We start from the raw sequence: 21,549 nt of genomic DNA, 5'->3' as shown, positions 1-21,549 counted from the left end.
AATGTTGTGAACGCGGCAGCCTGGCTGTCCGCCTCAAGGTGCCCGGATTCAATCTTGCCGGTGGCGTCGGCGGCTTCAAAACGATAGCGATTCATCAGGCGTCCCGTGTCACACGGAGGATTTCTTCGGGCGCGGTGGCGCCGCTGCGGATCCAGCGGTCACCGTCCTCGCGCAGGCTGAACATCCCGGCCTTGGCCGCCGAAGCGCGCAAGGCCTGCTCCCCTGCCCCTTGGTGAATCAGGGTACGGATGTCGTCGTCGATGCAGAACAATTCGTGAATGCCGGTACGGCCGCTGTAACCGGTTTGATTGCACGCTGGGCAACCGACCGGGCGCCAGGTGCCGGGCGCGGTGGGGTCTTCTTCCTTGCAGTGATTGCACAGCCGCCTCACCAGTCGCTGCGCCAAAACCCCGAGCATTGACGACGCCAGCAGAAACGGTTCGACGCCCATGTCGATCAAGCGGTTGACCGCCGACACCGCGTCGTTGGTGTGCAGCGTTGCCAACACCAAATGCCCGGTCAGCGACGCCTGCACGGCGATTTGCGCAGTTTCGAGATCGCGGATTTCGCCGATCATGATGATGTCCGGGTCCTGACGCAGGATCGCCCGCAGCGCCAACGCAAAAGTCATGTCGATCTTGGCGTTAACCTGAATCTGACTGATGCCCGGCAAGTCGTATTCCACCGGGTCTTCGACGGTGAGGATGTTGCTGGTACTTGCATCGAGCCGCGCCAGTGCGGCGTAGAGGCTGGTGGTTTTGCCGCTGCCGGTCGGCCCGGTGACCAAAACGATGCCGTGAGGCTGACGGATCAGGTGATCGAGTTTGGCCAACACCTGTGCGTCCATGCCCAACGTTTCCAGATGCAGGCGCCCAGCCTGTTTGTCGAGCAAGCGCATCACCACCCGTTCGCCATGGCCGGTCGGCACCGTTGAAACACGAATATCGATCGGCCGCCCGGCCACCCGTAAGGCGATGCGACCGTCCTGCGGCAGGCGTTTTTCGGCGATGTCGAGCTGCGCCATGATCTTGATCCGCGACACCAGCGCACCGTGCAACGCCTTGCGCGGCGAGACCACGTCACGCAGCGTACCGTCGACGCGGTAGCGCACCACTGAATGGGTTTCGAACGGTTCGATATGAATGTCACTGGCCTCATCGCGCGCCGCTTGGGTCAGCAAGGCGTTGATCATGCGGATCACCGGCGCGCCGTCCTGGGTGTCGAGCAGGTCGGTGATTTCCGGCATGTCCTGCATCAAGCGGTCGAGGTCGACTTCATTCTCCGCCGCCCCGACCACAGCGGCGGCACTGCCGGTGTCGGCATAGGCAGCGGCGAGCAAGCCATCGAGTTCATCATCGCGCACCCGCTGAATCGTGGTCGCGCCAAACTGCCGCCGCGCCTCGCTGATCGACCAGCCCGGCGTTGACGGGCACACCGTCAGCACGCCATCGCACAACAGAATCCGCTGCGCCTTGGCCCAGGCGTAGGGCAGCGAACTCATTGGATGGGCACCGCTTTGATCGTCGCGCGTGGCCCTGAGGCAGGCATAACCGCCGGCACACCCTGCGCCGCCGTCGGCAACTGCGGCGCCTGCATGTCCGGCATCGCCCAACTGCGTTCCGGCTGCAAACCACCCTGGGCGCGGCGCATGAAGTCGTAGCGATTGAGAGTAATACTGCGCCCCGCTTCGCTGTCGCGGATGATGTACGGGCGCAGGAACACCATCAGGTTGGTCTTGGTGATCGCCCGGCGTTCATTGCGAAACAGCGCGCCAATCCCCGGCAGACTGCCCAGCCATGGCACCGCGTCATTGCTCTGGCTGTAACCGTCCTGCAGCAATCCGCCGAGGACCATGATCTGGCCGTCGTCGAGCAAAATACTGGTGTCGATCGCGCGTTTGTTGGTAACGATCCCCGTCGATGTCGCGCTGTTGGAAGCGCGCTCATCAATGCTGCTGACTTCCTGATAGATATCGAGCTTGACCGTGCCGCCCTCGGAAATCTGCGGGCGAACATTGAGCTTCAAACCCACCTCTTCACGGGTCACGGTCTGGAACGGGTTGTTGCTGGTGCCGCCACCGCCAGTCACGTAACTACCACTGACAAACGGAATGGTCTGCCCAACAAAAATACTCGCCGCTTCGTTGTCGAGGGTCAGCAGGTTCGGCGTCGACAGCACGTTGGTGCCGCCCTTGCTCTTCAAGGCCCGGGCCAGCACTTTCAGGTCGAGAATCTTGCCGATACCGGGGATGTCGACGGTGCCGTTGACGTAGCCCAGGTTCAAACCTTGCGGCAACACGTCAATGCTGGTTTTGGCATTGGTGTTGATCCCCGAACCACCCAGATTCGCCCCGCCGATCACGCCGTTGCCACCGAGATTGCCGGTCTGCCATTGCACGCCGAACTCACTGGCATCATCCTCGCCGACTTCGACAATCAGGCTTTCGATTACCACTTGCGCGCGACGCTGGTCGAGCAGATCGATCACCTCGCGCAAGTTGCGATACAACGGCTCCGGCGCGGAAATCAGCAAGGTGTTGGTGGTGGCGTCAGCCTGAATGGTCACGCCGCCGGCACTGAAGGCGACGTTCTGTTCGCTGCTTTGCGCGCTGCCGCTGCCGGTTGTGCTGCCACTGCTGCCCTGCGCGTAACTGCCGCCCGTGCTGCCGCTGCTGTTAGTGGTCGACGTGCTGCCGCTGCTTTGCGTGCCGCTCTGACCGTTCTGCCCAGCACTACCGCCAGTACTTGCGCCCATCGCGCTGAGCACCGAACGCGCACTGTCACTGGTGCCGCTGTCACTCTCGCCGGTGAGCAACCCGCGCAAGGCCTGCGCCAGTTTCGCCGCCTGCGCATTACGCAGATAAACCACGTGCAGGTTGCTCGGATTACTCTGCGCGTTATCCAGTTTGTAGATCAGATTACGCGCCAGCTCCGTGCGCTCGGGACTGCCGGCGCGAATGATGATGGTGTTGGAACGCGGATCACCGATCACCGCAATTTTCTGCGTCGGATCATTGCCCGGCGCATCGAGTAAATCAGCGACCATCGGCGCGATGTCAGCAGCGATGCCGTTCTGGATCTGCACCACATCCGTGTCAATCGCACTCGGCGAATCAATGCTCGCGATCAACTGCGCAACGCGGGTCAGGTTCTCGGCGTAGTCGGTGATGACGATGGTGTTATTGCCCGGATAGGCGTTGATCGGATTGTTCGGCGAAACGATCGGCCGCAGCACCGGAATCAGGTTCACCGCGTTTTCATATTGCAGCCGAAACGTGCGGGTGAGCATGCCGTTTCCCGCTGGTTTGTCGGCGCTGTAGATCGGCCCACCCAGCAGTTTCGCATCCGCCTCCGGCACCACCTGCGCCACACCGCCAACATCGACCACACTGAAACCCTGCATACGCAACGCCGCCAGCAACATGTCGTAAGCCTGCCGCGCCGGCACCTGACCTTCCGACACCAGCGTCAACGTGCCCTTCACCCGAGGGTCGACCAGAAACTGCTGACCAGTCGAACGCGACAACGCGCGCACCACCGCTTGAATATCGGCGTCGACAAAATTCAGCGTTACCGGTTGATCGCCCAAAGGATTACTCGGCAAGGCAATGCCCGACGCCGCCGCACCACTGCGCGCACTCTTGCTGATGTTGTGCAATGGCTTCGGCGCCGGTCGCGCCTGCGCCTGTGCGCGTTCGCGGTCGAGTACCGCGTCGCCGCTGCGCTGGGTGTTGGCCAGCGGTCGACCGAGTTCACTGTCGACCAGCAACGGCGGCTGATTCTGCGGCGTGGTGCTGGTGTTGCTGCACGCGCTCAACGCCATCAGCAACATCGGCAACGCCAGACGTGCCGGTTTGGATCCTGACCCCTTCATGAAGCTTCCTTAGCGCCCAGCGCCTGATCCATGCGAACGGTGCCTGACAAAGTGCCGGCCGTATCGTCGACCTTGGCTGCGTCTGCACGCTGCAAACGAGCCTCGACCACTTCAAGTGAAAACTGCACGGGGTGGATTAACAGCCAACTGATGACGGCATCAGCGGGCGCATCCTCGAACGTCAACTGCCAAGCGGTGCCAATTGCCTGCAACTGGTAGTGACCAAGCAGCCCGCTGCCATCGAGAGATTGCTGCAATGACCGCTCGACGTTTTGCCCAATGGGCGCTGTCGCCACCTCGCGCAACAACAGATCCAGCGCTTCGGCCTGGCCACGCAACTTCGGCGTTTCGGTCTGCCAATGCTCAATCTTTTTCAGCGGTGGCTGGACGAGCAGCAGCCAGATCAGCACGCCCCCCAACATCAATGCGGTGCCCGCGACCAGGCGTTTTTCGCGCAAGGTCAGCGGCGCCCAATGCCGATGAATCTGTGCTCGCAGCAGCAGCCAGCGAGCCCGATAGATCGCCAGTAGATTATTCATCGTCGCTGTCCATGACGGCATCGTCCTCAGCCGCTGCCGGCTCAACCCGCGGGCTGAAAATCCACACGTTGTCTTCGCGTCTGGCGACCAACCCGGCCTGCGTCAGCGCTCCCGGCAATGCGCCGTCGGCGGGTGCCTGCGCAGTATCGGCGGCCAACTCCAACTGCAAACGTCCCTGCTCAAAGGTCATGCGCTGGACGCTGCCTGCCATAAACGGCAGCGCGCTCGCGGCGTGTTGCACCAGGTAGGCAAACCCGTGATTCGCGTCGGCCGCCACCCCATTGTGTCGAGCCGCCAGTTGCTGGCGAGCCTGCTGCAACGGATTGAGGATCACCGGTAACTCTGGAAAAGCCTGCTTTACCCGCTGGCTCATTTGCGCCTTGAGCTGTTCGCCCTCGGTCACTTCACGGGCCGCGTAAAGGTTCAGCCCCGACACCCAGATCGCGATCGCCAAGGCGCAACAGAAGACGGCCTTGCCCCAACCGCGAGCGGGGCCGGCAGCCTTGCCGACGCCTGCATGCAACCCCCATCCCGGCGCGACGCCACACCAGCGCTGCTCCGCAGGTCGTGGTTCGACGACTGTTGCAGGAGCATCCGCGCCGATCCACTGCAAGCCGCGACCACTGGTGACGAGTGCATCCAGACGCTCCTGCGCCAACGGTTCTACCGAAGCCTGCGCACGGCTGAAGCGCAGCAGCAATTGCCCGTCCAATACACACGCGCTGACCTGCCCCTGCGCTGGCACCGGCAACGCATAAGGCGCCGGGTAAAGGCCTCGCAGCTTCAATCGGTGCTGAGCCAATAACAGCCCGAAACGATCCAGAGATGCCTGCGCGAGCCAGGCCAGCGCCACTTGCCCCGAGACCTCACGAGCACTGTGTGCAACGTACATTTGTTCAGTGCCACCCAGAATCAGCGCCTGAGCGGCACACTTCACCGCCGCCTCGATTTTCACCGGCGCCAGCGGTGGCAACTGCAAACTGGTCAGTACACTGTCCGCCGGATGCAGAAAAAATTCAACCGGCTGTAACGGCCACTCCTGTTCAATCAGCAACAGCGTACTGACACCGGTCTGACTGACCTGGTCGTGCCGATCCAGACGCGCAAATTCAACCTCAGAGTCTGAGGTCAAACCCGCCAGCGGCGGCAAGGCGATTCGCAGGCGAGTCATACGCCGAGCCTCGACCAGACCACTTTCGGCAGGTCGTCGGCAGATCGATGCAGCAACGCATCCAGGCTGACGCGGCGCTGATCACGACGCGCGTGTCCGCGCAGCAGAAACCAATCGCTGCTGATGCCGACGTTCAGTCCGTCGACAGTCAGATGCGGCAAGTGCAGACGGTTGACGAAATCCCCGCGATTGAGGAACCACTGGCCACGATCGCGCTCTCCCACCACGGCCCTGGCCTGCGCCAGCGATAACCCCGGTACCACCGCCACCAATACCTCGGCGCTGGCGGTATTACCGTTGACCCAGGTCTTGGCCGGAATCAGGCTGACATACTGATTCAAGCGCCCAAGCAGCTCCTCGTTCATGCCTTCGAGGCCACGTAAATCATCAAGGCTGCGCAACATCGGCTGAGTGGCCGGCAAGGGGCTTCGACGCGTACTTGGCGACGTCGCACGGACGCCGTCGAAACCCGTCTGCGCGATACTCTGCCCAGCGGCTTGCAGGTCGGGCATTCTCGGGTAGGAGGCAATGACGCGCTGGCTGATGCGCTGGCTGAGGGCAGCATCGATTCCGATCATTTCGCAGAGGCGTTCGAAGCTGCGCAACTGTCCGCCATCGACGCGCTCATTGCTGAGTAAATTGCGCAAATTGAACTTGCCCTGCTGATCCTCGATCCGCCCCTCGAAACCGCCCCCCGGCGAATTCAACAAATGGCTTTTGACAGGCTGCGCCCAAGGTTGATCGAGCCGGGTCTGCGCGCCCTGTTGACTCGCGTCCCTGAGCAGTTGCCGACTCAGCTCCAGACCCGCCAACAGCGCGGCAGCGCCCTGCACTCGGGACTGTTCCGCTTCAAGAGAACGGGTAAAGACGCTCTGCCGGGTGAGCATGCCAGCCGCAATCACCGCAACCACGGCGGCAATCAGCAAGGCGCTGATAATGGCCATGCCGCGCTGCTTCTGCGCCTGTGGCGAGGATGAGTTCATGGTCGCTCTCAGAGCTGCCAGGAACCAATATCGGCATTGACGCCGTCGCCGTCAGGTTGACCGTCGGCGCCGAGGGAAAAGATGTCGATCTCACCGTTCGCGCCAGGATTCAGATAGTTGTAAGGACGACCCCACGGGTCGTTGGGCAAGCGTTCCAGATAAGAGCGCCAGTTGCTGTTCTTCGCATCCGCCGGACGCTCCACCAACACCTTGAGCCCCTGATTCAGGGTCGGATAAGTGCCGTGGTCGAGGCGGTAGAGTTTGAGCGCCTGCATCAGGCCGGCGATGTCTTGTTTTGCCGCAGTGGCTCGGGCCTGATCAGGTCGGTCGAGCACCTTGGGCACGACCATCGCCGCCAGAATGCCGAGGATGACCACCACCACCATGATTTCGATCAGGGTAAAACCCTGCTGGCCTCGACGGCCTGCGGACTGAGATTTGACGCGCGCGAAATCCATTTCAACCTTCCTTGGCATGATTACATTCGGCGCGCAGTGTAACAAAAGCCAGTCATCGTACAACAATCATTAACGCACTGTTTTTCTGCACATTCGCCAAAGGACGGGTGTTATTCTGCGGGCCGGTTTCAACCGCAGAGACAAGCATGGAAGCGTTGCGCAAGGAGCGAGGTTTCACCCTCATCGAGGTTCTGGTGGCCTTGGCAATCATCGCCGTGGCCATGTCTGCGGCCGTTCGCGTTGCGAGCCTGATGACCCAGAGCAATGGCCTGTTGCGCGATCGCTCGATCGCTTTGCTGGCGGCACAGACCCGGCTCGCCGAACTGCGCCTGGAGGGAGATTTTGCCCCGGGCCTGAAAACCTTCGACTGTGATCAAGGTCGCCTGCAACTGCGCTGTGCCCAACGCGTGACCCCGAGCACCGATGGACGATTGATGCGCGTGACGCTGCTGGTTTCGGATCGCGAACGTCAGGCACCGCCCCTGGCGCGACTCGAAACCTTACTCGGCCAGCCGCAGGAAAAGCGCCAATGACGCTGCTCAGGGTCGAGTCAGTCGAGGTAGCGATGGCGAGTCTGGCAGCGTGCTGACTTTTAATCGGCTCTGCTCTGCGCCCCGCTCGATGACCACCGCATCCTGTTCAATGGCTATCACGCGCACACCCTGGGTCAAGCGATCACCCACCAGAAAACTGCGCGGCGGACCGTCGTTGAGACTTAGAATTGCCACCGCGGCGTGCGCCCCTGCCAGCACTCCGGAAACCTTGATATCCAACGGTGCCGGCTGGTTGGAAAACCACTGCAAAGCCGCTGTGTCGGCTCGCGTCGGCAACACTTGGGGTGCCACCGCCGGAACGTGGGATTGTGCCGGCGTCAGCAACAGCGCAGACCAGAACAGCCCCCCTGCCAGCGCCGCGATCAGCGCCGCCGATTGCACAAGCTGCGTTGCGGATAAGCGAAAAGTAAATGCCAAGACCCAACCTCCCTGTTGTCCTGCGTCGCAGTCTACAGGACAACATTCGCTTTTCTATCCGGATTGATGGTTCGAATCCGCCAGGATGGATTCACAACGAAGGAACGTTGCGGTATGACCAAGGACAGACAAACAGGCTTCACCCTCATCGAATTGATGGTGGTGTTGATCATCATCGGTATTGCCAGCGCCGCCGTCAGCCTGAGTATCAAACCTGACCCGGCGCAACTGCTGCGCAAGGACGCCAATCGCTTGATCCAGTTGCTGCAAATCGCCCATGCCGAAGCCCTGGCCGACGGCCGCCCGATCACTTGGCTGGCGGACAAAAACGGCTTTCGTTTCAGCCGTCGCAATGAACAAGGCCCCGGCTTCGATCACTTCCTCGCCGATCCGCAACTGCGCCCTCGTCACTGGGAAACGCCATCGCTGAAGGTCCGAGTGACACCCAGGCAGCCGCTGTTACTGAACGCCGAGTGGTTCGATTCACCCGTGCAACTGCAACTCTCGGACGGCCAGAACACGCTCACCGTGCAACGCACAGCCACGGGCAAATTGACCTTGGCCAACCAGCCATGAATAACCGGCAAGAGGGTTTTACCCTGATCGAAGTGATGGTCGCGATCCTGCTCATGGCGATCGTCAGCCTGATTGCCTGGCGCGGTCTGGACAGCGTGAGCCGCGCCGACACGCACCTGCAGGCGAGCACCGAACACACCGAAGCACTGCTGCGCACGCTGCATCAACTGGAACGAGATATCGCCTTGCGCGCCAGCATCGAACTGCGCGAACCACTGTTGAACGACAACGATGACGAACGATCCGGGCAGCCAGCGGCAATCAGCGTGCGCAGCGCCGACGACCAGAGCTTTCGTCTTGACGTGATCCGCAGTGCAGCCACCTCGCACAACGGCTTGCAGCGCGTGCGCTGGTGGTTGAAAGATCAAACCCTGTACCGCGCCGCCGCCACGCCACGTGATCGCTACCCGCTGCCTGCGCCGAAACAGGCAGTGGCGGTGCTCGACAGAATCAGCGACCTGCAAGTGCGCGTCTGGGAACCCGAGATGGGTTGGCGCCAGCTCAGCGGCAACCGCAAAGAAAACCCCCAAGGCCTGGAAATCCGCCTGACCCGGCAGACGCTTCAAGGCGAAGAACACTACCGCCAAGTATTGGGCCCACTGGATTAGTCTCTGGGCAATATTACGTATTGCCCAGACGCGCACAGCAACTGTAACGTCGAACGTCAGTTACCGAGGAAATCTCATTGCACGACTCTAAACTTCTCGAAGATCTACGCGCTCGCTTCAACGCTGGAGAGCCTCTGGATTTCACTTTTTTCTGGGGACACCAGCGAAGCAAAAACGCCATCACGGCTTCGTGCTTCAGCCAGTGGTACGAAGCCGAATTCGTTGTCGAGGGGCAACGCTACCCGACAGCCGAACACTTCATGATGGCCGAGAAGGCAGCGTTGTTCGACGATCAGGAAATTCGTGCACAAGTGCTCCAGGCCCCGACCCCGAACGCCGCCAAAGCGCTCGGCCGCAAGGTGCACGGGTTCAACGACCAGCTCTGGCTGCAACACCGATACGACATCGTCGTCCGGGCAAACCAAGCCAAGTTCTCCCAAAACCCGGAGCTGGACGAATACCTGATGCGCACTGGATCTCGGGTCATTGTCGAAGCGAGCCCGGTTGATGCCATTTGGGGAATTGGGCTCGCGCAAGATCACGGGGATGTGAACGATCCGAACCTGTGGAAAGGCCTGAATCTTTTGGGGTTTGCACTGATGCAGGTGCGGGACGGCAGGGTTGGATTGTCCTGAGTTTTATTGGCGGGGGCGTCAGCAACGAAAAAGCCTTGGCACAGGCCAAGGCTTTTCTACGGGAGATTTATACCGCTTTAGGTTGCACTACCCGAAAGTCATAAATTGCAGGTGTATTGATATTCAAAGGGGAAGAATACTGTATCGACCACCAATGAAAATGGCGCGTCGATCAGTAAAAAGGGAATCAACTTGCCTTTGGATGTACCGACCAACCACCAGTCGAGCCGAACACCGATGTAGGGACATCGGTGCTTGTCATAATCCATCCGCATGGCCGTTGCTGCACAGCCGCTTGAACTGACGATCAACGCCAGTAACATCAGTTTGTGAAACACTTAATATCCTTATTAGTTGTTGATACTGAGCTGTGTAAACGGGGTTGCAGATGGCTTTCCCTCTACAACGGGCCACCCACATGGGTGAAGTAGAGCCCTAGGCCGACTACCGAAGCCGATCGTAAGGACAATGAGAAGTCTCAACCAGATTGGAATTGGCAAGATGCGTGAAGCATGCAGGCGAGGATGCAGATCTGATGGACTTTATTGATTTCGTGGGAAACCTTTGCAGCGCATTCAGTAACTATCAAGGCTATGAAAAGCCTCGCAGGGTGTTTACCCGAAGATTCGTTGCGTTCTGCGTATTTGTGGCTGTGTTTGAGCTGATTGCGCTGAACCTCTACTACGCATAGTCGGGATTGAATTTGAAGGATTCAGCAAAGATCGCTTGGCCGGAGCGGATCCAGATCTTATTAAGAAACTACCGTGTAGTTTCGCGCGGGTACAAAAAAGCCGATCTATCTGATCGGCTTTTGTGTCTGATTTCACTCAGAAATTATGGTCGGGACGGAGTGATTCGAACACTCGACCCCTAGCACCCCATGCTAGTGCGCTACCGGACTGCGCTACGCCCCGACTGGTTTTACAACTCGTTCTTCACCTCGAAGAACGCTCAAGAATATAGCGCAAGCGTTTGAAAACTGGAAGTATTCAAACGCTGCTTTTTATTTCTTGAGAACCACCAGTACATCTTCCAACTCGGCAATCATCTGCCGAATCATCTGCTTGTATTGGGTCGTGTCGTCTTTGGCTTCATCGCCGGACAAACGCAGTCGTGCGCCACCGATGGTGAAACCTTGATCGTAAAGGAGCGCGCGGATCTGCCGAATCATCAGCACGTCCTGGCGCTGATAATACCGGCGGTTTCCGCGGCGTTTGACGGGGTTGAGTTGAGGAAACTCCTGCTCCCAGTAGCGCAGCACGTGTGGCTTTACGGCACACAGCTCGCTGACTTCACCGATGGTGAAGTAGCGTTTGCCCGGGATGACGGGTAGTTCGTCGTTATGACTTGGTTCCAGCATAAGCCTCAACTCGGGCTTTCAACTTCTGCCCTGGACGAAAGGTGACCACACGGCGAGCCGTGATCGGGATTTCTTCCCCCGTTTTCGGGTTGCGGCCAGGCCGCTGGCGTTTGTCCCGAAGGTCGAAATTGCCGAAACCGGACAATTTGACCTGCTCGTTGTCTTCAAGAGCGTGCCTGATTTCCTCGAAAAACAGTTCGACCAATTCCTTGGCTTCCCGCTTGTTCAGGCCCAGCTCTTCATACAGACGTTCCGCCATCTCAGCTTTCGTCAAAGCCCCCATACGTCACTTCCTTAACGTGGCGTTCAACCTTTGTTCGAGCGAGGTGAGGATATTTTGCGTCGTCGAATTCACCTCATCGTCATTAAGAGTGCGCGATGGATGCTGCCAGGTCAAGCCAACTGCAAGGCTTTTTCTATCAGGATCAATACCTTTACCCTGATACACGTCAAACAGCCTGAGATCTGTGAGCCATTCGCCTGCATTTTCACGGATTACGTCCAGTACGGCTGCGGACGCGACGTCTTTGTGCGCAATCAGTGCAAGGTCACGACGCACTTCAGGAAAGCGCGACAACTCGTGGAATTTCGGCATTTTACCGAGTGCCACTTCAGCCAGAACCAGCTCGAAAACGAAGACTGGACGATCCAGACCCAGCGCTTTCGACAACTCCGGGTGAATGGCGCCGATGAAGCCGACTTCACGCCCTTCGCGCTCGATGCGCGCGGTTTGACCCGGGTGCAGCGCCGGGTGTTTGCCCGGAGCGAAAGTGAACGAATCCAGTGCACCGGCAAAGCCCAGCACCGCTTCCACGTCAGCTTTGACGTCGAAGAAATCGACCGTGTCGCGACCTTGTGCCCAGCCTTCCGGCAGACGGCTACCGCAAACTACACCGGACAGCATCGGCTCTTGCTTCAGGCCTTCCAGCTGACCAACGAAGCGCAGACCGCTTTCGAACAGACGCACGCGATCCTGCTGACGGTTGAGATTGTGCTGCAGCGCCTTGACCAGACCCGGCCACAGCGACGAACGCATGGCCGCCATGTCATTGGAAATCGGATTGGCCAGCAACAACGGTTCAACGCCCGGGTTGAACAGTTCGAACTGACGCGGATCGATGAAGCTGTAAGTGATCGCTTCCTGATAACCACGAGCCACCAGCAGACGGCGCAGTTCCGGCAGATCGCTACGCGCTTCAGCTTTGGCTTGCGGCGCCAGACGCGCTTGCGGGTAACGAACCGGCAGACGGTTGTAGCCGTACAGACGGGCCAGCTCTTCGATCAGATCGACTTCCAGGCTGATGTCGAAGCGATGGCTTGGCACTTCTACGCGCCACTGGCCTTCACCGTCGGCGGAAATACCGAGACCCAGGCCGCCGAGCAAACGCTCGACCTGCGCGGAATCCATTTCCATACCGAGCATCTGAGTGATGCGCTGGGAACGCAGGGTGATCGGTGCGATCGACGGCAGATGCTGCTCGCTGACGGTCTCGATGATCGGGCCGGCTTCGCCACCAGTGATGTCCAGCAGCAGGCCAGTGGCGCGCTCCATGGCTTCACGGGCCAGTTGCCAGTCAACGCCACGCTCGTAGCGGTGCGAAGCATCGGTGTGCAGGCCGTAGGAACGAGCCTTGCCCGCCACAGCGATCTGGTCGAAGAACGCACTTTCCAGGAATACGTCGCGAGTGGTCGCGGAAACACCGCTGTGCTCGCCACCCATCACACCGGCAATCGCCAGCGCGCGGGTGTGGTCGGCGATGACCAGCGTATCGCTACGCAGGCTAACTTCCTGACCATCGAGCAGTACCAGCTTCTCGCCCTCTTCCGCCATGCGCACACGAATGCCGCCATTGATTTCGGCGAGATCGAAAGCGTGCAGTGGCTGACCCAGTTCGAGCATCACATAGTTGGTGATGTCGACGGCAGCGTCGATGCTGCGCATGTCGGCGCGGCGCAGACGTTCAACCATCCACAGCGGCGTCGGCTTGGACAGATCAACGTTACGGATAACGCGGCCCAGATAGCGCGGGCATGCCGCTGGCGCCAGCACTTCTACCGAACGCACTTCATCGTGCACGGCAGGAATGGTCATGACCACCGGACGGGTGACCGGCGCGTCGTACAGCGCGCCGACTTCACGGGCCAGACCGGCCAAGGACAGGCAGTCGCCGCGGTTCGGGGTCAGGTCGACCTCGATGCTGGCGTCTTCCAGATCAAGGTACACACGGAAATCTTCGCCCACTGGCGCATCGGCCGGCAGTTCCATCAGACCGTCATTGCCTTCACCGACCTGCAGCTCGGATTGCGAGCAGAGCATGCCGTTGGACTCAACGCCGCGCAGTTTGGCTTTCTTGATTTTGAAATCGCCCGGCAGTTCAGCACCGATCATGGCGAACGGAATCTTCAGGCCCGAACGCACGTTTGGCGCTCCGCACACGACCTGAAAGGTTTCCGCGCCATTGCTGACCTGGCACACGCGCAACTTGTCGGCATCAGGGTGTTGCTCGGTGCTCAGCACCTCGCCCACGACCACGCCGCTGAATACACCGGCGGCCGGGGTCACGCTATCGACCTCAAGGCCGGCCATCGACAGACGAGCAACCAGCTCGTCGCGATTTACCTGCGGGCTAACCCAGCCACGCAGCCATTGTTCACTGAATTTCATCCTGCTCTCCTAAGAATTCGTTACGACTAGCGAAATTGCGCGAGGAACCGCAAGTCGTTGTCGAAGAACAGACGCAAGTCGTTCACGCCGTAACGGAGCATGGCCAGACGCTCGACGCCCATGCCGAAAGCAAAACCGGAGAACTCTTCCGGATCGATGCCGGACATGCGCAGCACGTTCGGGTGAACCATGCCGCAGCCCATCACTTCCAGCCAGCCGGTTTGCTTGCACACGCGGCAGCCTTTACCGCTGCACATCACGCATTCCATATCGACTTCAGCGGATGGCTCGGTGAACGGGAAGTACGAAGGACGGAAACGTACGGCCAGCTCTTTTTCGAAGAACACCCGCAGGAATTCTTCGATGGTGCCTTTGAGATCGGCAAAATTGATGTCGCGATCAACCAGCAGGCCTTCGACCTGGTGGAACATCGGCGAGTGGGTGATATCGGAGTCACTGCGATACACGCGGCCTGGGCAGACGATGCGGATCGGCGGCTGCTTCGATTCCATGGTGCGGACCTGTACCGGCGAGGTATGGGTGCGCAGCAGCATGTTGGCGTTGAAATAGAAGGTGTCATGCATCGACCGGGCCGGGTGATGGCCTGGGATGTTGAGCGCTTCAAAGTTGTGATAGTCGTCTTCGACCTCAGGGCCTTCGGCGATGCCGTAGCCGATACGGGTGAAGAACTGCTCTACACGTTCCAGAGTCCGGGTCACCGGATGCAGACCACCGGAGGTCTGACCACGGCCCGGCAACGTCACGTCAATGGATTCGGCGGACAGTTTGGCAGCCAGCTCGGCTTCTTCAAACAGGGCCATGCGCGCATTGAGTACGCCTGTGACACGTTCCTTGGCAACGTTGATCAGGGCGCCGACTTGCGGACGCTCTTCTGCCGGCAAATTCCCCAGGGTCTTCATCACCTGAGTCAATTCACCCTTTTTGCCAAGGTATTGAACCCGGATTTGCTCCAGGGCATTGATATCTTCAGCGCTTTGCACAGCCTCTAGTGCTTGAGAGACCAGCGCATCCAGGTTTTCCATGTACAGACTCCAGATACAAAATAGGGGAAGAGCTTGAAGGCTCTTCCCCTATTTAAGACGTTTACCACCTGGCCCCACGGAAGTGAGGCCGGGTGATTGTCGGGGGTACTTAAGCCAAGGTGGCTTTAGCTTTCTCGACAATCGCAGCAAACACCGCTTTTTCGTTCACTGCCAGATCAGCCAGAACCTTACGGTCGATCTCGATGGACGCTTTTTTCAGGCCAGCGATGAAACGGCTGTAGGACAGACCGTTAACACGAGCACCAGCGTTGATACGAGCGATCCACAGAGCGCGGAACTGACGTTTTTTCTGACGACGGTCACGGTAGGCGTATTGGCCTGCCTTGATTACCGCTTGCTTGGCAACACGGAATACGCGGGAGCGTGCGCCGTAGTAGCCTTTAGCAAGTTTCAGAATTTTTTTGTGACGCTTACGGGCAATGACGCCACGCTTTACACGAGCCATGAGTTACTTCCTCTATTCTTGACTAAAATTAACGAAGGCGCAGCATGCGCTCGACTTTTGCCACGTCAGACGGATGCAGCAAGCTGCTACCGCGCAGTTGACGCTTACGCTTGGTCGACATTTTAGTCAGGATGTGGCTCTTGAAAGCGTGCTTGTGCTTGATACCGTTAGCAGTTTTCAGAAACCGCTTAGCAGCACCACTTTTGGTTTTCATTTTTGGCATGTTCGGATACTCCGCATTCAGTTGATAAACATAATCAGAAGGCCTGCCGTGCCCTGTTGATTACTTCTTCTTTTTCGGGGCGATGACCATGATCAGCTGGCGTCCTTCCATCTTAGGATGCTGTTCGACCGAACCGTACTCGAGCAGGTCAGCTTCAACCCGCTTGAGGAGTTCCATCCCCAGCTCCTGGTGGGCCATCTCACGGCCGCGGAATCGCAAGGATACCTTGGCCCTGTCCCCATCACTCAGGAAACGTACCAGGTTGCGCAGTTTTACCTGGTAATCCCCTTCCTCCGTCCCTGGACGAAACTTGATTTCTTTTACCTGAATCTGCTTCTGGTTCTTCTTCGCCGCGGCAACCTGCTTCTTCTTTTCGAAGATCGATTTGCCGTAATCCATCACCCGGCAAACCGGTGGGATTGCGTCTGCGGAGATTTCCACCAGATCAAGCTTTGCTTCTTCAGCAATACGAAGCGCTTCATCAATCGAGACGATGCCAATCTGCTCGCCATCAGCGCCAATTAACCGAACCTCGCGTGCCGAGATATTCTCGTTGATCGGGGCTTTCGGTGCAGCTCGTTTATCTTGTCTCATTTCACGCTTAATAATAATTACTCCGAATCTGGGCGACCACGCCGGGAAACCGCTTGCGCGAGAAACTCAGCGAACTGGGCGACGGGCATCGAGCCCAGGTCAGCACCTTCACGAGTACGCACAGCGACAGTCTGCATCTCGACTTCCTTATCTCCGATAACCAAAAGATAGGGAACCTTGAGCAAAGTATGCTCGCGGATTTTAAAGCCGATCTTTTCATTTCTCAAGTCGGACTTGGCACGAAATCCGCTTTCGTTGAGAGTTTTTTCAACTTCTGCAACAAAATCTGCCTGTTTATCAGTGATATTCATGATCACCGCCTGGGTCGGCGCGAGCCACGCAGGGAACGCACCTTCGTAGTGCTCGATCAGAATCCCGACGAAACGCTCGAAGGAACCGAGGATCGCACGGTGCAACATCACTGGGTGTTTGCGGCTGTTGTCTTCAGAGACGTATTCAGCGCCCAAACGGACAGGCAGGTTAAAATCGAGCTGCAGAGTACCACATTGCCAGACCCGACCAAGGCAGTCTTTCAGCGAGAACTCGATCTTCGGACCGTAGAACGCACCCTCGCCCGGCTGCAGATCGTACGGCAGGCCCGCAGAATCAAGGGCTGCAGCCAATGCAGCTTCAGCGCGATCCCACAGTTCATCGGAACCGACGCGTTTTTCCGGACGAGTGGACAGTTTCATCTCGACATCGGTAAAGCCGAAGTCACGATAAACGTCCATGGTCAGCTTGATGAACGCGGCGGATTCGGCCTGCATCTGCTCTTCGGTGCAGAAGATGTGGGCGTCGTCCTGAGTGAATGCACGTACGCGCATGATGCCGTGCAGTGCACCCGACGGCTCGTTACGGTGGCAGGCACCGAATTCGGCCAGACGCATCGGCAGCTCGCGGTAGCTCTTCAGGCCCTGATTGAACACCTGCACGTGGCACGGGCAGTTCATCGGCTTGATGGCGTAGTCGCGGTTTTCCGACTGCGTGGTGAACATGTTGTCGGCGTAGTTGGCCCAGTGCCCGGATTTCTCCCACAGGCTGCGGTCAACGACTTGAGGAGTCTTGATTTCAAGGTAGCCGTTATCGCGCTGGATCTTGCGCATGTACTGCTCGAGAACCTGGTACAGAGTCCAGCCGTTCGGGTGCCAGAACACCATGCCCGGGGATTCTTCCTGGGTGTGGAACAGGCCCAGACGCTTGCCGATCTTGCGGTGATCGCGCTTTTCAGCTTCTTCGATGCGCTGGATATAAGCCGCCAGCTGCTTCTTGTCTGCCCAAGCGGTGCCGTAAACGCGCTGCAATTGCTCGTTCTTGGCGTCGCCGCGCCAGTAGGCACCGGACAGCTTGGTCAGCTTGAAGGATTTCAGGAAGCGCGTGTTCGGCACGTGCGGACCGCGGCACATGTCGACGTATTCTTCGTGATAGTACAGACCCATGGCCTGTTCGTTCGGCATGTCCTCGACCAGACGCAGCTTGTAGTCTTCGCCACGGGCCTTGAACACTTCGATCACTTCGGCGCGCGGAGTGACTTTCTTGATGACGTCGTAATCTTTCTCGATCAGCTGCTGCATGCGCTGTTCGATGGCAGCCATGTCGTCCGGAGTGAAAGGACGCTCGAAGGCGATGTCGTAATAGAAGCCTTCGTCGATGACCGGCCCGATGACCATTTTCGCAGTCGGGTACAACTGCTTGACCGCGTGGCCAACCAGGTGAGCGCAAGAGTGGCGAATGATCTCCAGCCCCTCTTCATCCTTTGGCGTGATGATTTGCAGGGTCGCGTCGCTGCTGATGATGTCGCTGGCGTCGACCAGTTGGCCATTGACCTTGCCGGCCAGGGTGGCTTTGGCCAGACCGGCACCAATGGATGCGGCGACCTCGGCTACGGAAACCGGGTGATCGAATGAACGTTGACTGCCGTCGGGAAGAGTAATAGTTGGCATGGCGCCTCCTCTCCTAGTGGTGACCCCTACCAAAGGTCACGTGGGTTGGGATGAGCCAGTACAAGATCCGATCCAGGCCATTCAATGACGAACGCCTGCCTTACAGCGGCAGGAGCCTTGCGGCCAACCGGAAAACCGAACCAGAGTGACTGGGATTCAAATCGAAATATTCGCACGTCGACCGCTACCGGGACTGAAGGTCTTCCGGAGCCTGAGAACGCTTGAGCCCGGCATGCTAGCACAGATGAGCGGTCACTTATGCCTCTGTTTGATCACAAGGCAAATCGTCTGTTTTTATGCCAGAGTGCTGAACTTGATGGCCTCTTCAGCCCTCAGATAACAAGACATTGACCCACAAGGAGCATCCTCGCATGCGTCTGAATACCCTGTTCGCCGTCGTCGCCCCTATCGTTATGTTGCTGCCGCTGAGTGCCCACGCCGACTGGCCTAAGGGCGAGCGCGAGAAGTACATGGCACAGTGCACCCAGGCGGCGACTCCGCAAATTGGCGCTGCTGCGGCCAAATCGCACTGCGCTTGTGGCGCTGATGCCATCAAGTCTTATCCTGCAGCCGACATTCAGTCCCTGATGGACAATAAGGCTAGCCCTGAGCTGCAGCAGAAAGCACTGGGCCAAATCGCCAAATGCAAGGCAAATACCCCGGCGAAAAAGTGATCAAAAAAGTCTTCCGAGTTGGCTCAGCGCCGCTAAAAAGGGCTGAATTTGAGCCTTTTTGGACGATTTATGCAGGTTTTACAGGTTTTTTTATTGTCTTTACGTTCCGCGCAAAGCCTTGTAAACCGGGGCTTTCAGCAGAAACAGGCAGTAAAGAAAACACGACTGATTGGCAAACAGCACGTCCGGGGGGCTACCAAAGCGAACATTTCGACTATGATACCCGGGTGTGCCCAGTTGGCCTGAGCAGCACAGTACTGAAAAATATATGTTTCTTGGAGATACACCATGTCTAATCGCCAAACCGGCACCGTTAAGTGGTTCAACGATGAAAAAGGCTTCGGCTTCATCACTCCTCAAGGTGGCGGTGACGACCTGTTCGTACACTTCAAAGCTATCGAATCCGACGGTTTCAAAAGCCTGAAAGAAGGCCAGACCGTCTCTTTCGTGGCTGAGAAAGGCCAAAAGGGTATGCAAGCTGCACAGGTTCGCCCAGAGTAATTTCTCGGCGCACTAAAAAAACCCCGTCCATGTGACGGGGTTTTTTATGCCTGCAACAAAAGCGCTGTGTGATCAGCCGCAGTTGACGCGAGTGATCACCAGATTGTTGTCGGTGTTCAGATTCAGGCGATCAGAGCGGTATTCCAGAGTGATCATGTCATCGGGCTTGAGGAAACGGGCATTTTGCGCGCCGGCTTTGGCACGCGCCTGCTCCAGCAATGCGGGCGAAGCTTTCTTGCCAATGGCGAATTCCGCCGCCGTGGCTTCACAACGGCTACCGGCTTCGGGTGCCACAGGATCCTTTGCCGACTCGCTGGAGGTCGTGCTGCAACCGGCCAACATGGCAGCGGCCATAAGTGCACCCAGTGTCGCGAACTTCAAAGGCATGAAGCCTCCTTGTTTTCAAAATGGTTAAGCTGAGATCGTGCGACCGCCATTCCGGCTTTTGGTTTCACAGCCAAGGCCATCACCCTGCCCCACGATTGGAAAAACGCCGAGTGTGCCTGAGCGGCATGCGTCACTTCATCAATCAATCGTGACTGAATATTAACGGCGCTCAGTAGACGTCGATGTAGTCATACGGCGGATTCGGCCAGTTGTCCTTCAGCGCATTGAAAATCTGCATCACCCACACCTCGTCACTGGCCGCGACATTGCCCACGTAGCCCGAGCCTTTAGCCCAGGTTTCCAGGCGAAACAGCAAACCGTCGATATCCTGCCCACCGGTAACGCCGGAAGAAATGTAAGCGATACCGCCCTTGGTCACGCGCAGCTGCGTGTGTTCGTCATCACTGGCCGAAGCAAGCAACTGGCGCACAGCGTCGAGCGTGAGGCCGTCAGGGGTGTTCAAATCGATCTGCACAGCACGGTCCTTGAAAAGCCTTAAAAGACCAAGTGTCGCATAGCGCTCCGCTCATGCCTAAGTCGCAGTGCCAAAGGCCCGACAAAATGGTTAACTCAAACCCAAGATCTTCCGACTACTCGAGCGCTCCCATGACCACCATCAGCATCGACGCCGCCATTAATGCCAGATGGGCAGACGGCCACAGTTCCTACAGCCCGGGAACCACAGAAGAACTGGCGCTTATTGGTATCGATCTATTGGTCAAAGAGCTGGGCACGGAAGCAGCCAAGCAATTCATCAAGCAGATTTTCGAACGCTATCCGAGCGAACAGAACGAACACACTGAGAGGGTGTAAAAACCCGCAGGCTGGCACCTGCGGGCGAATGATTTACTTCAGACGTTTCAGACGCTCGGTCAGCAAGTCAAAGAAACCCTGAGCATCGCCATTTTCAACCCAGAAGGCGTTCTTGGGTGCCTTCAGGCCGTCGTACCAATCGACAATGGTCTGGCCGAAAGTCGGCCCTTCGCGGCTATCAACAACGACATTCACCGAACGGCCGGTGAACAGCTCCGGCTTGAGCAAATAAGCCACGACGGTCGCGTCATGCACCGGGCCACCCGGAATACCGTAGTGCTCCATGTCGCCCTTGATGTACTCGTTGAGGATATCGCCGACTATCTTGCTGGCGTTGTTGTTCAGCGCAGCGATCTGTTTCAGGCGCGCGTCACTGGTGAGGATCTTGTGCGTCACGTCCAGCGGCAGGTAAGTCAGTTTCACGCCGCTTTTCAGCACGACTTCAGCCGCTTGCGGGTCAGCAAACAGGTTGAATTCGGCCACCGGAGTGATGTTGCCACCGTTGAAGTGCGCACCGCCCATGATCACCACTTCCTTGATGCCCTGAACAATTTCAGGCTCCTGGATCAGCGCCAGCGCCAGGTTGGTCTGCGGACCGAGCATGGCGATGGTGATGCTGTGCGGCTTGGCTTTTTTCAAGGTATCGATCAGATAGTTGACCGCATTGCCTTCAGCCAAGCCCTTTTTCGGTTCGTGCACGGTGACACCTGACAGGCCTTCCTTGCCATGGATGTTCTCGGCATAGATCGGCGTGCGCATCAGCGGCTTCGGCGCGCCGGCGTAAACCGGTACGTCTTCGCGCCCTGCCCACTCACGCGCCAGTCGGGCGTTACGCGAAGTCTTGTCGAGGCGCACATTGCCGGCCACGGTGGTCAGCGCGCGAATGTTCAGTTCGTCTGGCGAGGCCAGCGCGAACAACAGGGCGACCACATCGTCGGCCCCTGGATCGGTATCGATGATCAGGTCGATTTTTTCCGCCGCCTGAGCGCCGGTCGCAGTGATTACGGACAAAAGCAGTAAACCCCGGATGAGTTGATGCAGTTTCTGAGCATAGCGTTGCATGGCGCAT

The 21,549-nt window shown here is 58.3% G+C and carries 27 protein-coding genes and 1 tRNA gene; 8 read left to right on the top strand and 20 right to left on the bottom strand.

Features of this window, described 5'->3' with window-relative positions; translation table 11 throughout:
- Positions 1-94: 94 nt before the first annotated feature.
- From gspE to gspG, 6 genes are read right to left on the bottom strand one after another with little or no spacing between them, the layout of a single operon-like run.
- Positions 95-1,501 carry a type II secretion system ATPase GspE gene (gene gspE / locus CKW17_RS28290; protein ID WP_095123181.1) on the bottom strand — a complete coding sequence of 469 codons (1,407 nt, stop codon included), beginning with the start codon at positions 1,499-1,501 and terminating at the stop codon, positions 95-97.
- Positions 1,498-3,873, bottom strand: coding sequence for a type II secretion system secretin GspD (gene gspD / locus CKW17_RS28285; protein ID WP_095123179.1), 2,376 nt, complete (start codon positions 3,871-3,873; stop codon positions 1,498-1,500). Before gspD ends, gspE begins: the two co-directional genes overlap by 4 nt.
- Positions 3,870-4,412 carry a type II secretion system protein GspM gene (gene gspM / locus CKW17_RS28280; protein WP_095123176.1) on the bottom strand — a complete coding sequence of 181 codons (543 nt, stop codon included), beginning with the start codon at positions 4,410-4,412 and terminating at the stop codon, positions 3,870-3,872. The genes gspD and gspM overlap by 4 nt, the downstream gene beginning before the upstream one ends.
- The gene (gene gspL, locus CKW17_RS28275) at positions 4,405-5,583 is read right to left on the bottom strand and encodes a type II secretion system protein GspL (protein ID WP_095123174.1); all 1,179 of its coding nucleotides are present in this window, start codon (positions 5,581-5,583) and stop codon (positions 4,405-4,407) included. The genes gspM and gspL overlap by 8 nt, the downstream gene beginning before the upstream one ends.
- Positions 5,580-6,566 (bottom strand): type II secretion system minor pseudopilin GspK, encoded by a 987-nt coding sequence (gspK, locus tag CKW17_RS28270; protein WP_095123171.1) that lies wholly within the window; start codon positions 6,564-6,566, stop codon positions 5,580-5,582. Before gspK ends, gspL begins: the two co-directional genes overlap by 4 nt.
- Positions 6,567-6,574: 8 nt before the next feature.
- Positions 6,575-7,024 (bottom strand): type II secretion system major pseudopilin GspG, encoded by a 450-nt coding sequence (gspG, locus tag CKW17_RS28265; RefSeq protein ID WP_016984958.1) that lies wholly within the window; start codon positions 7,022-7,024, stop codon positions 6,575-6,577.
- 146 nt (positions 7,025-7,170) lie between these two features.
- Between gspG and gspI the strand changes: the two genes are divergently transcribed.
- The gene (gene gspI / locus CKW17_RS28260; RefSeq protein WP_095123170.1) at positions 7,171-7,557 is read left to right on the top strand and encodes a type II secretion system minor pseudopilin GspI; all 387 of its coding nucleotides are present in this window, start codon (positions 7,171-7,173) and stop codon (positions 7,555-7,557) included.
- Between the two features lie 6 nt (positions 7,558-7,563).
- On the opposite strand, the gene CKW17_RS28255 is transcribed toward gspI, so the two are convergent.
- Positions 7,564-7,995 (bottom strand): type II secretion system protein N, encoded by a 432-nt coding sequence (locus CKW17_RS28255; protein WP_095123168.1) that lies wholly within the window; start codon positions 7,993-7,995, stop codon positions 7,564-7,566.
- Positions 7,996-8,109: 114 nt separating this feature from the next.
- Here CKW17_RS28255 and CKW17_RS28250 point away from each other — a divergent pair, with 114 nt between their 5' ends.
- The 3 genes from CKW17_RS28250 (at position 8,110) to CKW17_RS28240 (ending at position 9,814) form a co-directional block, all read left to right on the top strand.
- Positions 8,110-8,571, top strand: coding sequence for a GspH/FimT family pseudopilin (locus CKW17_RS28250; RefSeq protein WP_095123166.1), 462 nt, complete (start codon positions 8,110-8,112; stop codon positions 8,569-8,571).
- Positions 8,568-9,179: a type II secretion system protein J gene (locus CKW17_RS28245; RefSeq protein ID WP_095123164.1), complete on the top strand. Its 612-nt coding sequence runs from the start codon at positions 8,568-8,570 to the stop codon at positions 9,177-9,179. The genes CKW17_RS28250 and CKW17_RS28245 overlap by 4 nt, the downstream gene beginning before the upstream one ends.
- A 77-nt stretch (positions 9,180-9,256) precedes the next feature.
- Positions 9,257-9,814, top strand: coding sequence for an NADAR family protein (locus CKW17_RS28240; RefSeq protein WP_095123162.1), 558 nt, complete (start codon positions 9,257-9,259; stop codon positions 9,812-9,814).
- A 98-nt stretch (positions 9,815-9,912) separates the two neighbouring features.
- Here CKW17_RS28240 and CKW17_RS28235 read toward each other — a convergent pair whose 3' ends face one another.
- The 10 genes from CKW17_RS28235 to thrS all read right to left on the bottom strand — a co-directional run bounded on the left by CKW17_RS28235 (position 9,913) and on the right by thrS (position 18,105).
- Positions 9,913-10,152 carry a YceK/YidQ family lipoprotein gene (locus CKW17_RS28235; protein ID WP_095123160.1) on the bottom strand — a complete coding sequence of 80 codons (240 nt, stop codon included), beginning with the start codon at positions 10,150-10,152 and terminating at the stop codon, positions 9,913-9,915.
- A 499-nt stretch (positions 10,153-10,651) separates the two neighbouring features.
- A tRNA-Pro gene (locus CKW17_RS28225) sits at positions 10,652-10,728 on the bottom strand.
- 89 nt (positions 10,729-10,817) lie between these two features.
- Entirely contained in the window at positions 10,818-11,174 is a 357-nt protein-coding gene (locus tag CKW17_RS28220) for a MerR family transcriptional regulator (protein ID WP_003179985.1), read from the bottom strand.
- Complete coding sequence (gene ihfA, locus CKW17_RS28215) at positions 11,155-11,457, bottom strand: integration host factor subunit alpha (protein WP_002553164.1); 303 nt, start codon at positions 11,455-11,457, stop codon at positions 11,155-11,157. The genes CKW17_RS28220 and ihfA overlap by 20 nt, the downstream gene beginning before the upstream one ends.
- Positions 11,458-11,460: 3 nt before the next feature.
- Entirely contained in the window at positions 11,461-13,839 is a 2,379-nt protein-coding gene (gene pheT / locus CKW17_RS28210) for a phenylalanine--tRNA ligase subunit beta (protein ID WP_095123156.1), read from the bottom strand.
- 26 nt (positions 13,840-13,865) lie between these two features.
- On the bottom strand, positions 13,866-14,882 hold the full coding sequence (gene pheS, locus CKW17_RS28205; protein ID WP_003226365.1) for a phenylalanine--tRNA ligase subunit alpha: 1,017 nt from the start codon (positions 14,880-14,882) through the stop codon (positions 13,866-13,868).
- 109 nt (positions 14,883-14,991) lie between these two features.
- Positions 14,992-15,348 carry a 50S ribosomal protein L20 gene (gene rplT, locus CKW17_RS28200; protein WP_007913489.1) on the bottom strand — a complete coding sequence of 119 codons (357 nt, stop codon included), beginning with the start codon at positions 15,346-15,348 and terminating at the stop codon, positions 14,992-14,994.
- 28 nt (positions 15,349-15,376) lie between these two features.
- Positions 15,377-15,571, bottom strand: coding sequence for a 50S ribosomal protein L35 (gene rpmI / locus CKW17_RS28195; RefSeq protein ID WP_002553160.1), 195 nt, complete (start codon positions 15,569-15,571; stop codon positions 15,377-15,379).
- Positions 15,572-15,631: 60 nt separating this feature from the next.
- Positions 15,632-16,183, bottom strand: a complete 552-nt coding sequence (gene infC, locus CKW17_RS28190) for a translation initiation factor IF-3 (protein ID WP_171057393.1) — start codon at positions 16,181-16,183, stop codon at positions 15,632-15,634.
- The gene (thrS, locus tag CKW17_RS28185; RefSeq protein ID WP_007913488.1) at positions 16,183-18,105 is read right to left on the bottom strand and encodes a threonine--tRNA ligase; all 1,923 of its coding nucleotides are present in this window, start codon (positions 18,103-18,105) and stop codon (positions 16,183-16,185) included. Before thrS ends, infC begins: the two co-directional genes overlap by 1 nt.
- 371 nt (positions 18,106-18,476) lie before the next feature.
- Here thrS and CKW17_RS28180 point away from each other — a divergent pair, with 371 nt between their 5' ends.
- Genes CKW17_RS28180 through CKW17_RS28175 form a run of 3 tightly spaced genes read left to right on the top strand, consistent with a single transcriptional unit; the run spans position 18,477 to position 19,280 of the window.
- Positions 18,477-18,779, top strand: coding sequence for a hypothetical protein (locus CKW17_RS28180; protein ID WP_095123155.1), 303 nt, complete (start codon positions 18,477-18,479; stop codon positions 18,777-18,779).
- Positions 18,776-19,075, top strand: coding sequence for a hypothetical protein (locus tag CKW17_RS30260; RefSeq protein ID WP_141234599.1), 300 nt, complete (start codon positions 18,776-18,778; stop codon positions 19,073-19,075). Before CKW17_RS28180 ends, CKW17_RS30260 begins: the two co-directional genes overlap by 4 nt.
- Positions 19,068-19,280 carry a cold-shock protein gene (locus tag CKW17_RS28175; protein WP_003179963.1) on the top strand — a complete coding sequence of 71 codons (213 nt, stop codon included), beginning with the start codon at positions 19,068-19,070 and terminating at the stop codon, positions 19,278-19,280. The genes CKW17_RS30260 and CKW17_RS28175 overlap by 8 nt, the downstream gene beginning before the upstream one ends.
- A gap of 72 nt (positions 19,281-19,352) precedes the next feature.
- Here CKW17_RS28175 and CKW17_RS28170 read toward each other — a convergent pair whose 3' ends face one another.
- Both CKW17_RS28170 and CKW17_RS28165 read right to left on the bottom strand, forming a co-directional pair.
- Complete coding sequence (locus CKW17_RS28170) at positions 19,353-19,667, bottom strand: I78 family peptidase inhibitor (RefSeq protein WP_016984945.1); 315 nt, start codon at positions 19,665-19,667, stop codon at positions 19,353-19,355.
- Between the two features lie 169 nt (positions 19,668-19,836).
- Entirely contained in the window at positions 19,837-20,142 is a 306-nt protein-coding gene (locus CKW17_RS28165; protein WP_007913485.1) for a hypothetical protein, read from the bottom strand.
- A 131-nt stretch (positions 20,143-20,273) separates the two neighbouring features.
- Between CKW17_RS28165 and CKW17_RS28160 the strand changes: the two genes are divergently transcribed.
- Positions 20,274-20,480, top strand: a complete 207-nt coding sequence (locus CKW17_RS28160; RefSeq protein ID WP_095123154.1) for a hypothetical protein — start codon at positions 20,274-20,276, stop codon at positions 20,478-20,480.
- 33 nt (positions 20,481-20,513) lie between these two features.
- Here the strand turns inward: CKW17_RS28160 and CKW17_RS28155 are convergent, their stop codons facing one another.
- The gene (locus CKW17_RS28155; protein ID WP_016984942.1) at positions 20,514-21,542 is read right to left on the bottom strand and encodes a nucleoside hydrolase; all 1,029 of its coding nucleotides are present in this window, start codon (positions 21,540-21,542) and stop codon (positions 20,514-20,516) included.
- Positions 21,543-21,549: the final 7 nt, after the last annotated feature.

It is taken from the genome of Pseudomonas sp. Irchel s3f10, from assembly GCF_900187515.1.
GTDB classification, from domain to species: domain Bacteria; phylum Pseudomonadota; class Gammaproteobacteria; order Pseudomonadales; family Pseudomonadaceae; genus Aquipseudomonas; species Aquipseudomonas tensinigenes.
This window is presented reverse-complemented; position numbering and strand designations above follow the sequence as displayed.

Coding starts and splice junctions, on each gene's coding strand:
- CKW17_RS28170 (WP_016984945.1), bottom strand. CDS start 19,667: ATGCCTTTGAAGTTCGCGACACTGGGTGCACTTATGGCCGCTGCCATG.
- CKW17_RS28180 (WP_095123155.1), top strand. CDS start 18,477: ATGCGTCTGAATACCCTGTTCGCCGTCGTCGCCCCTATCGTTATGTTG.
- gspG (WP_016984958.1), bottom strand. CDS start 7,024: ATGGATTTCGCGCGCGTCAAATCTCAGTCCGCAGGCCGTCGAGGCCAG.
- pheS (WP_003226365.1), bottom strand. CDS start 14,882: ATGGAAAACCTGGATGCGCTGGTCTCTCAAGCACTAGAGGCTGTGCAA.
- CKW17_RS28155 (WP_016984942.1), bottom strand. CDS start 21,542: ATGCAACGCTATGCTCAGAAACTGCATCAACTCATCCGGGGTTTACTG.
- gspD (WP_095123179.1), bottom strand. CDS start 3,873: ATGAAGGGGTCAGGATCCAAACCGGCACGTCTGGCGTTGCCGATGTTG.
- gspM (WP_095123176.1), bottom strand. CDS start 4,412: ATGAATAATCTACTGGCGATCTATCGGGCTCGCTGGCTGCTGCTGCGA.
- gspE (WP_095123181.1), bottom strand. CDS start 1,501: ATGAGTTCGCTGCCCTACGCCTGGGCCAAGGCGCAGCGGATTCTGTTG.
- gspI (WP_095123170.1), top strand. CDS start 7,171: ATGGAAGCGTTGCGCAAGGAGCGAGGTTTCACCCTCATCGAGGTTCTG.
- rplT (WP_007913489.1), bottom strand. CDS start 15,348: ATGGCTCGTGTAAAGCGTGGCGTCATTGCCCGTAAGCGTCACAAAAAA.
- CKW17_RS28160 (WP_095123154.1), top strand. CDS start 20,274: ATGACCACCATCAGCATCGACGCCGCCATTAATGCCAGATGGGCAGAC.
- CKW17_RS28250 (WP_095123166.1), top strand. CDS start 8,110: ATGACCAAGGACAGACAAACAGGCTTCACCCTCATCGAATTGATGGTG.
- thrS (WP_007913488.1), bottom strand. CDS start 18,105: ATGCCAACTATTACTCTTCCCGACGGCAGTCAACGTTCATTCGATCAC.
- gspL (WP_095123174.1), bottom strand. CDS start 5,583: ATGACTCGCCTGCGAATCGCCTTGCCGCCGCTGGCGGGTTTGACCTCA.
- rpmI (WP_002553160.1), bottom strand. CDS start 15,571: ATGCCAAAAATGAAAACCAAAAGTGGTGCTGCTAAGCGGTTTCTGAAA.
- CKW17_RS28175 (WP_003179963.1), top strand. CDS start 19,068: ATGTCTAATCGCCAAACCGGCACCGTTAAGTGGTTCAACGATGAAAAA.
- CKW17_RS28245 (WP_095123164.1), top strand. CDS start 8,568: ATGAATAACCGGCAAGAGGGTTTTACCCTGATCGAAGTGATGGTCGCG.
- CKW17_RS28220 (WP_003179985.1), bottom strand. CDS start 11,174: ATGCTGGAACCAAGTCATAACGACGAACTACCCGTCATCCCGGGCAAA.
- gspK (WP_095123171.1), bottom strand. CDS start 6,566: ATGAACTCATCCTCGCCACAGGCGCAGAAGCAGCGCGGCATGGCCATT.
- ihfA (WP_002553164.1), bottom strand. CDS start 11,457: ATGGGGGCTTTGACGAAAGCTGAGATGGCGGAACGTCTGTATGAAGAG.
- pheT (WP_095123156.1), bottom strand. CDS start 13,839: ATGAAATTCAGTGAACAATGGCTGCGTGGCTGGGTTAGCCCGCAGGTA.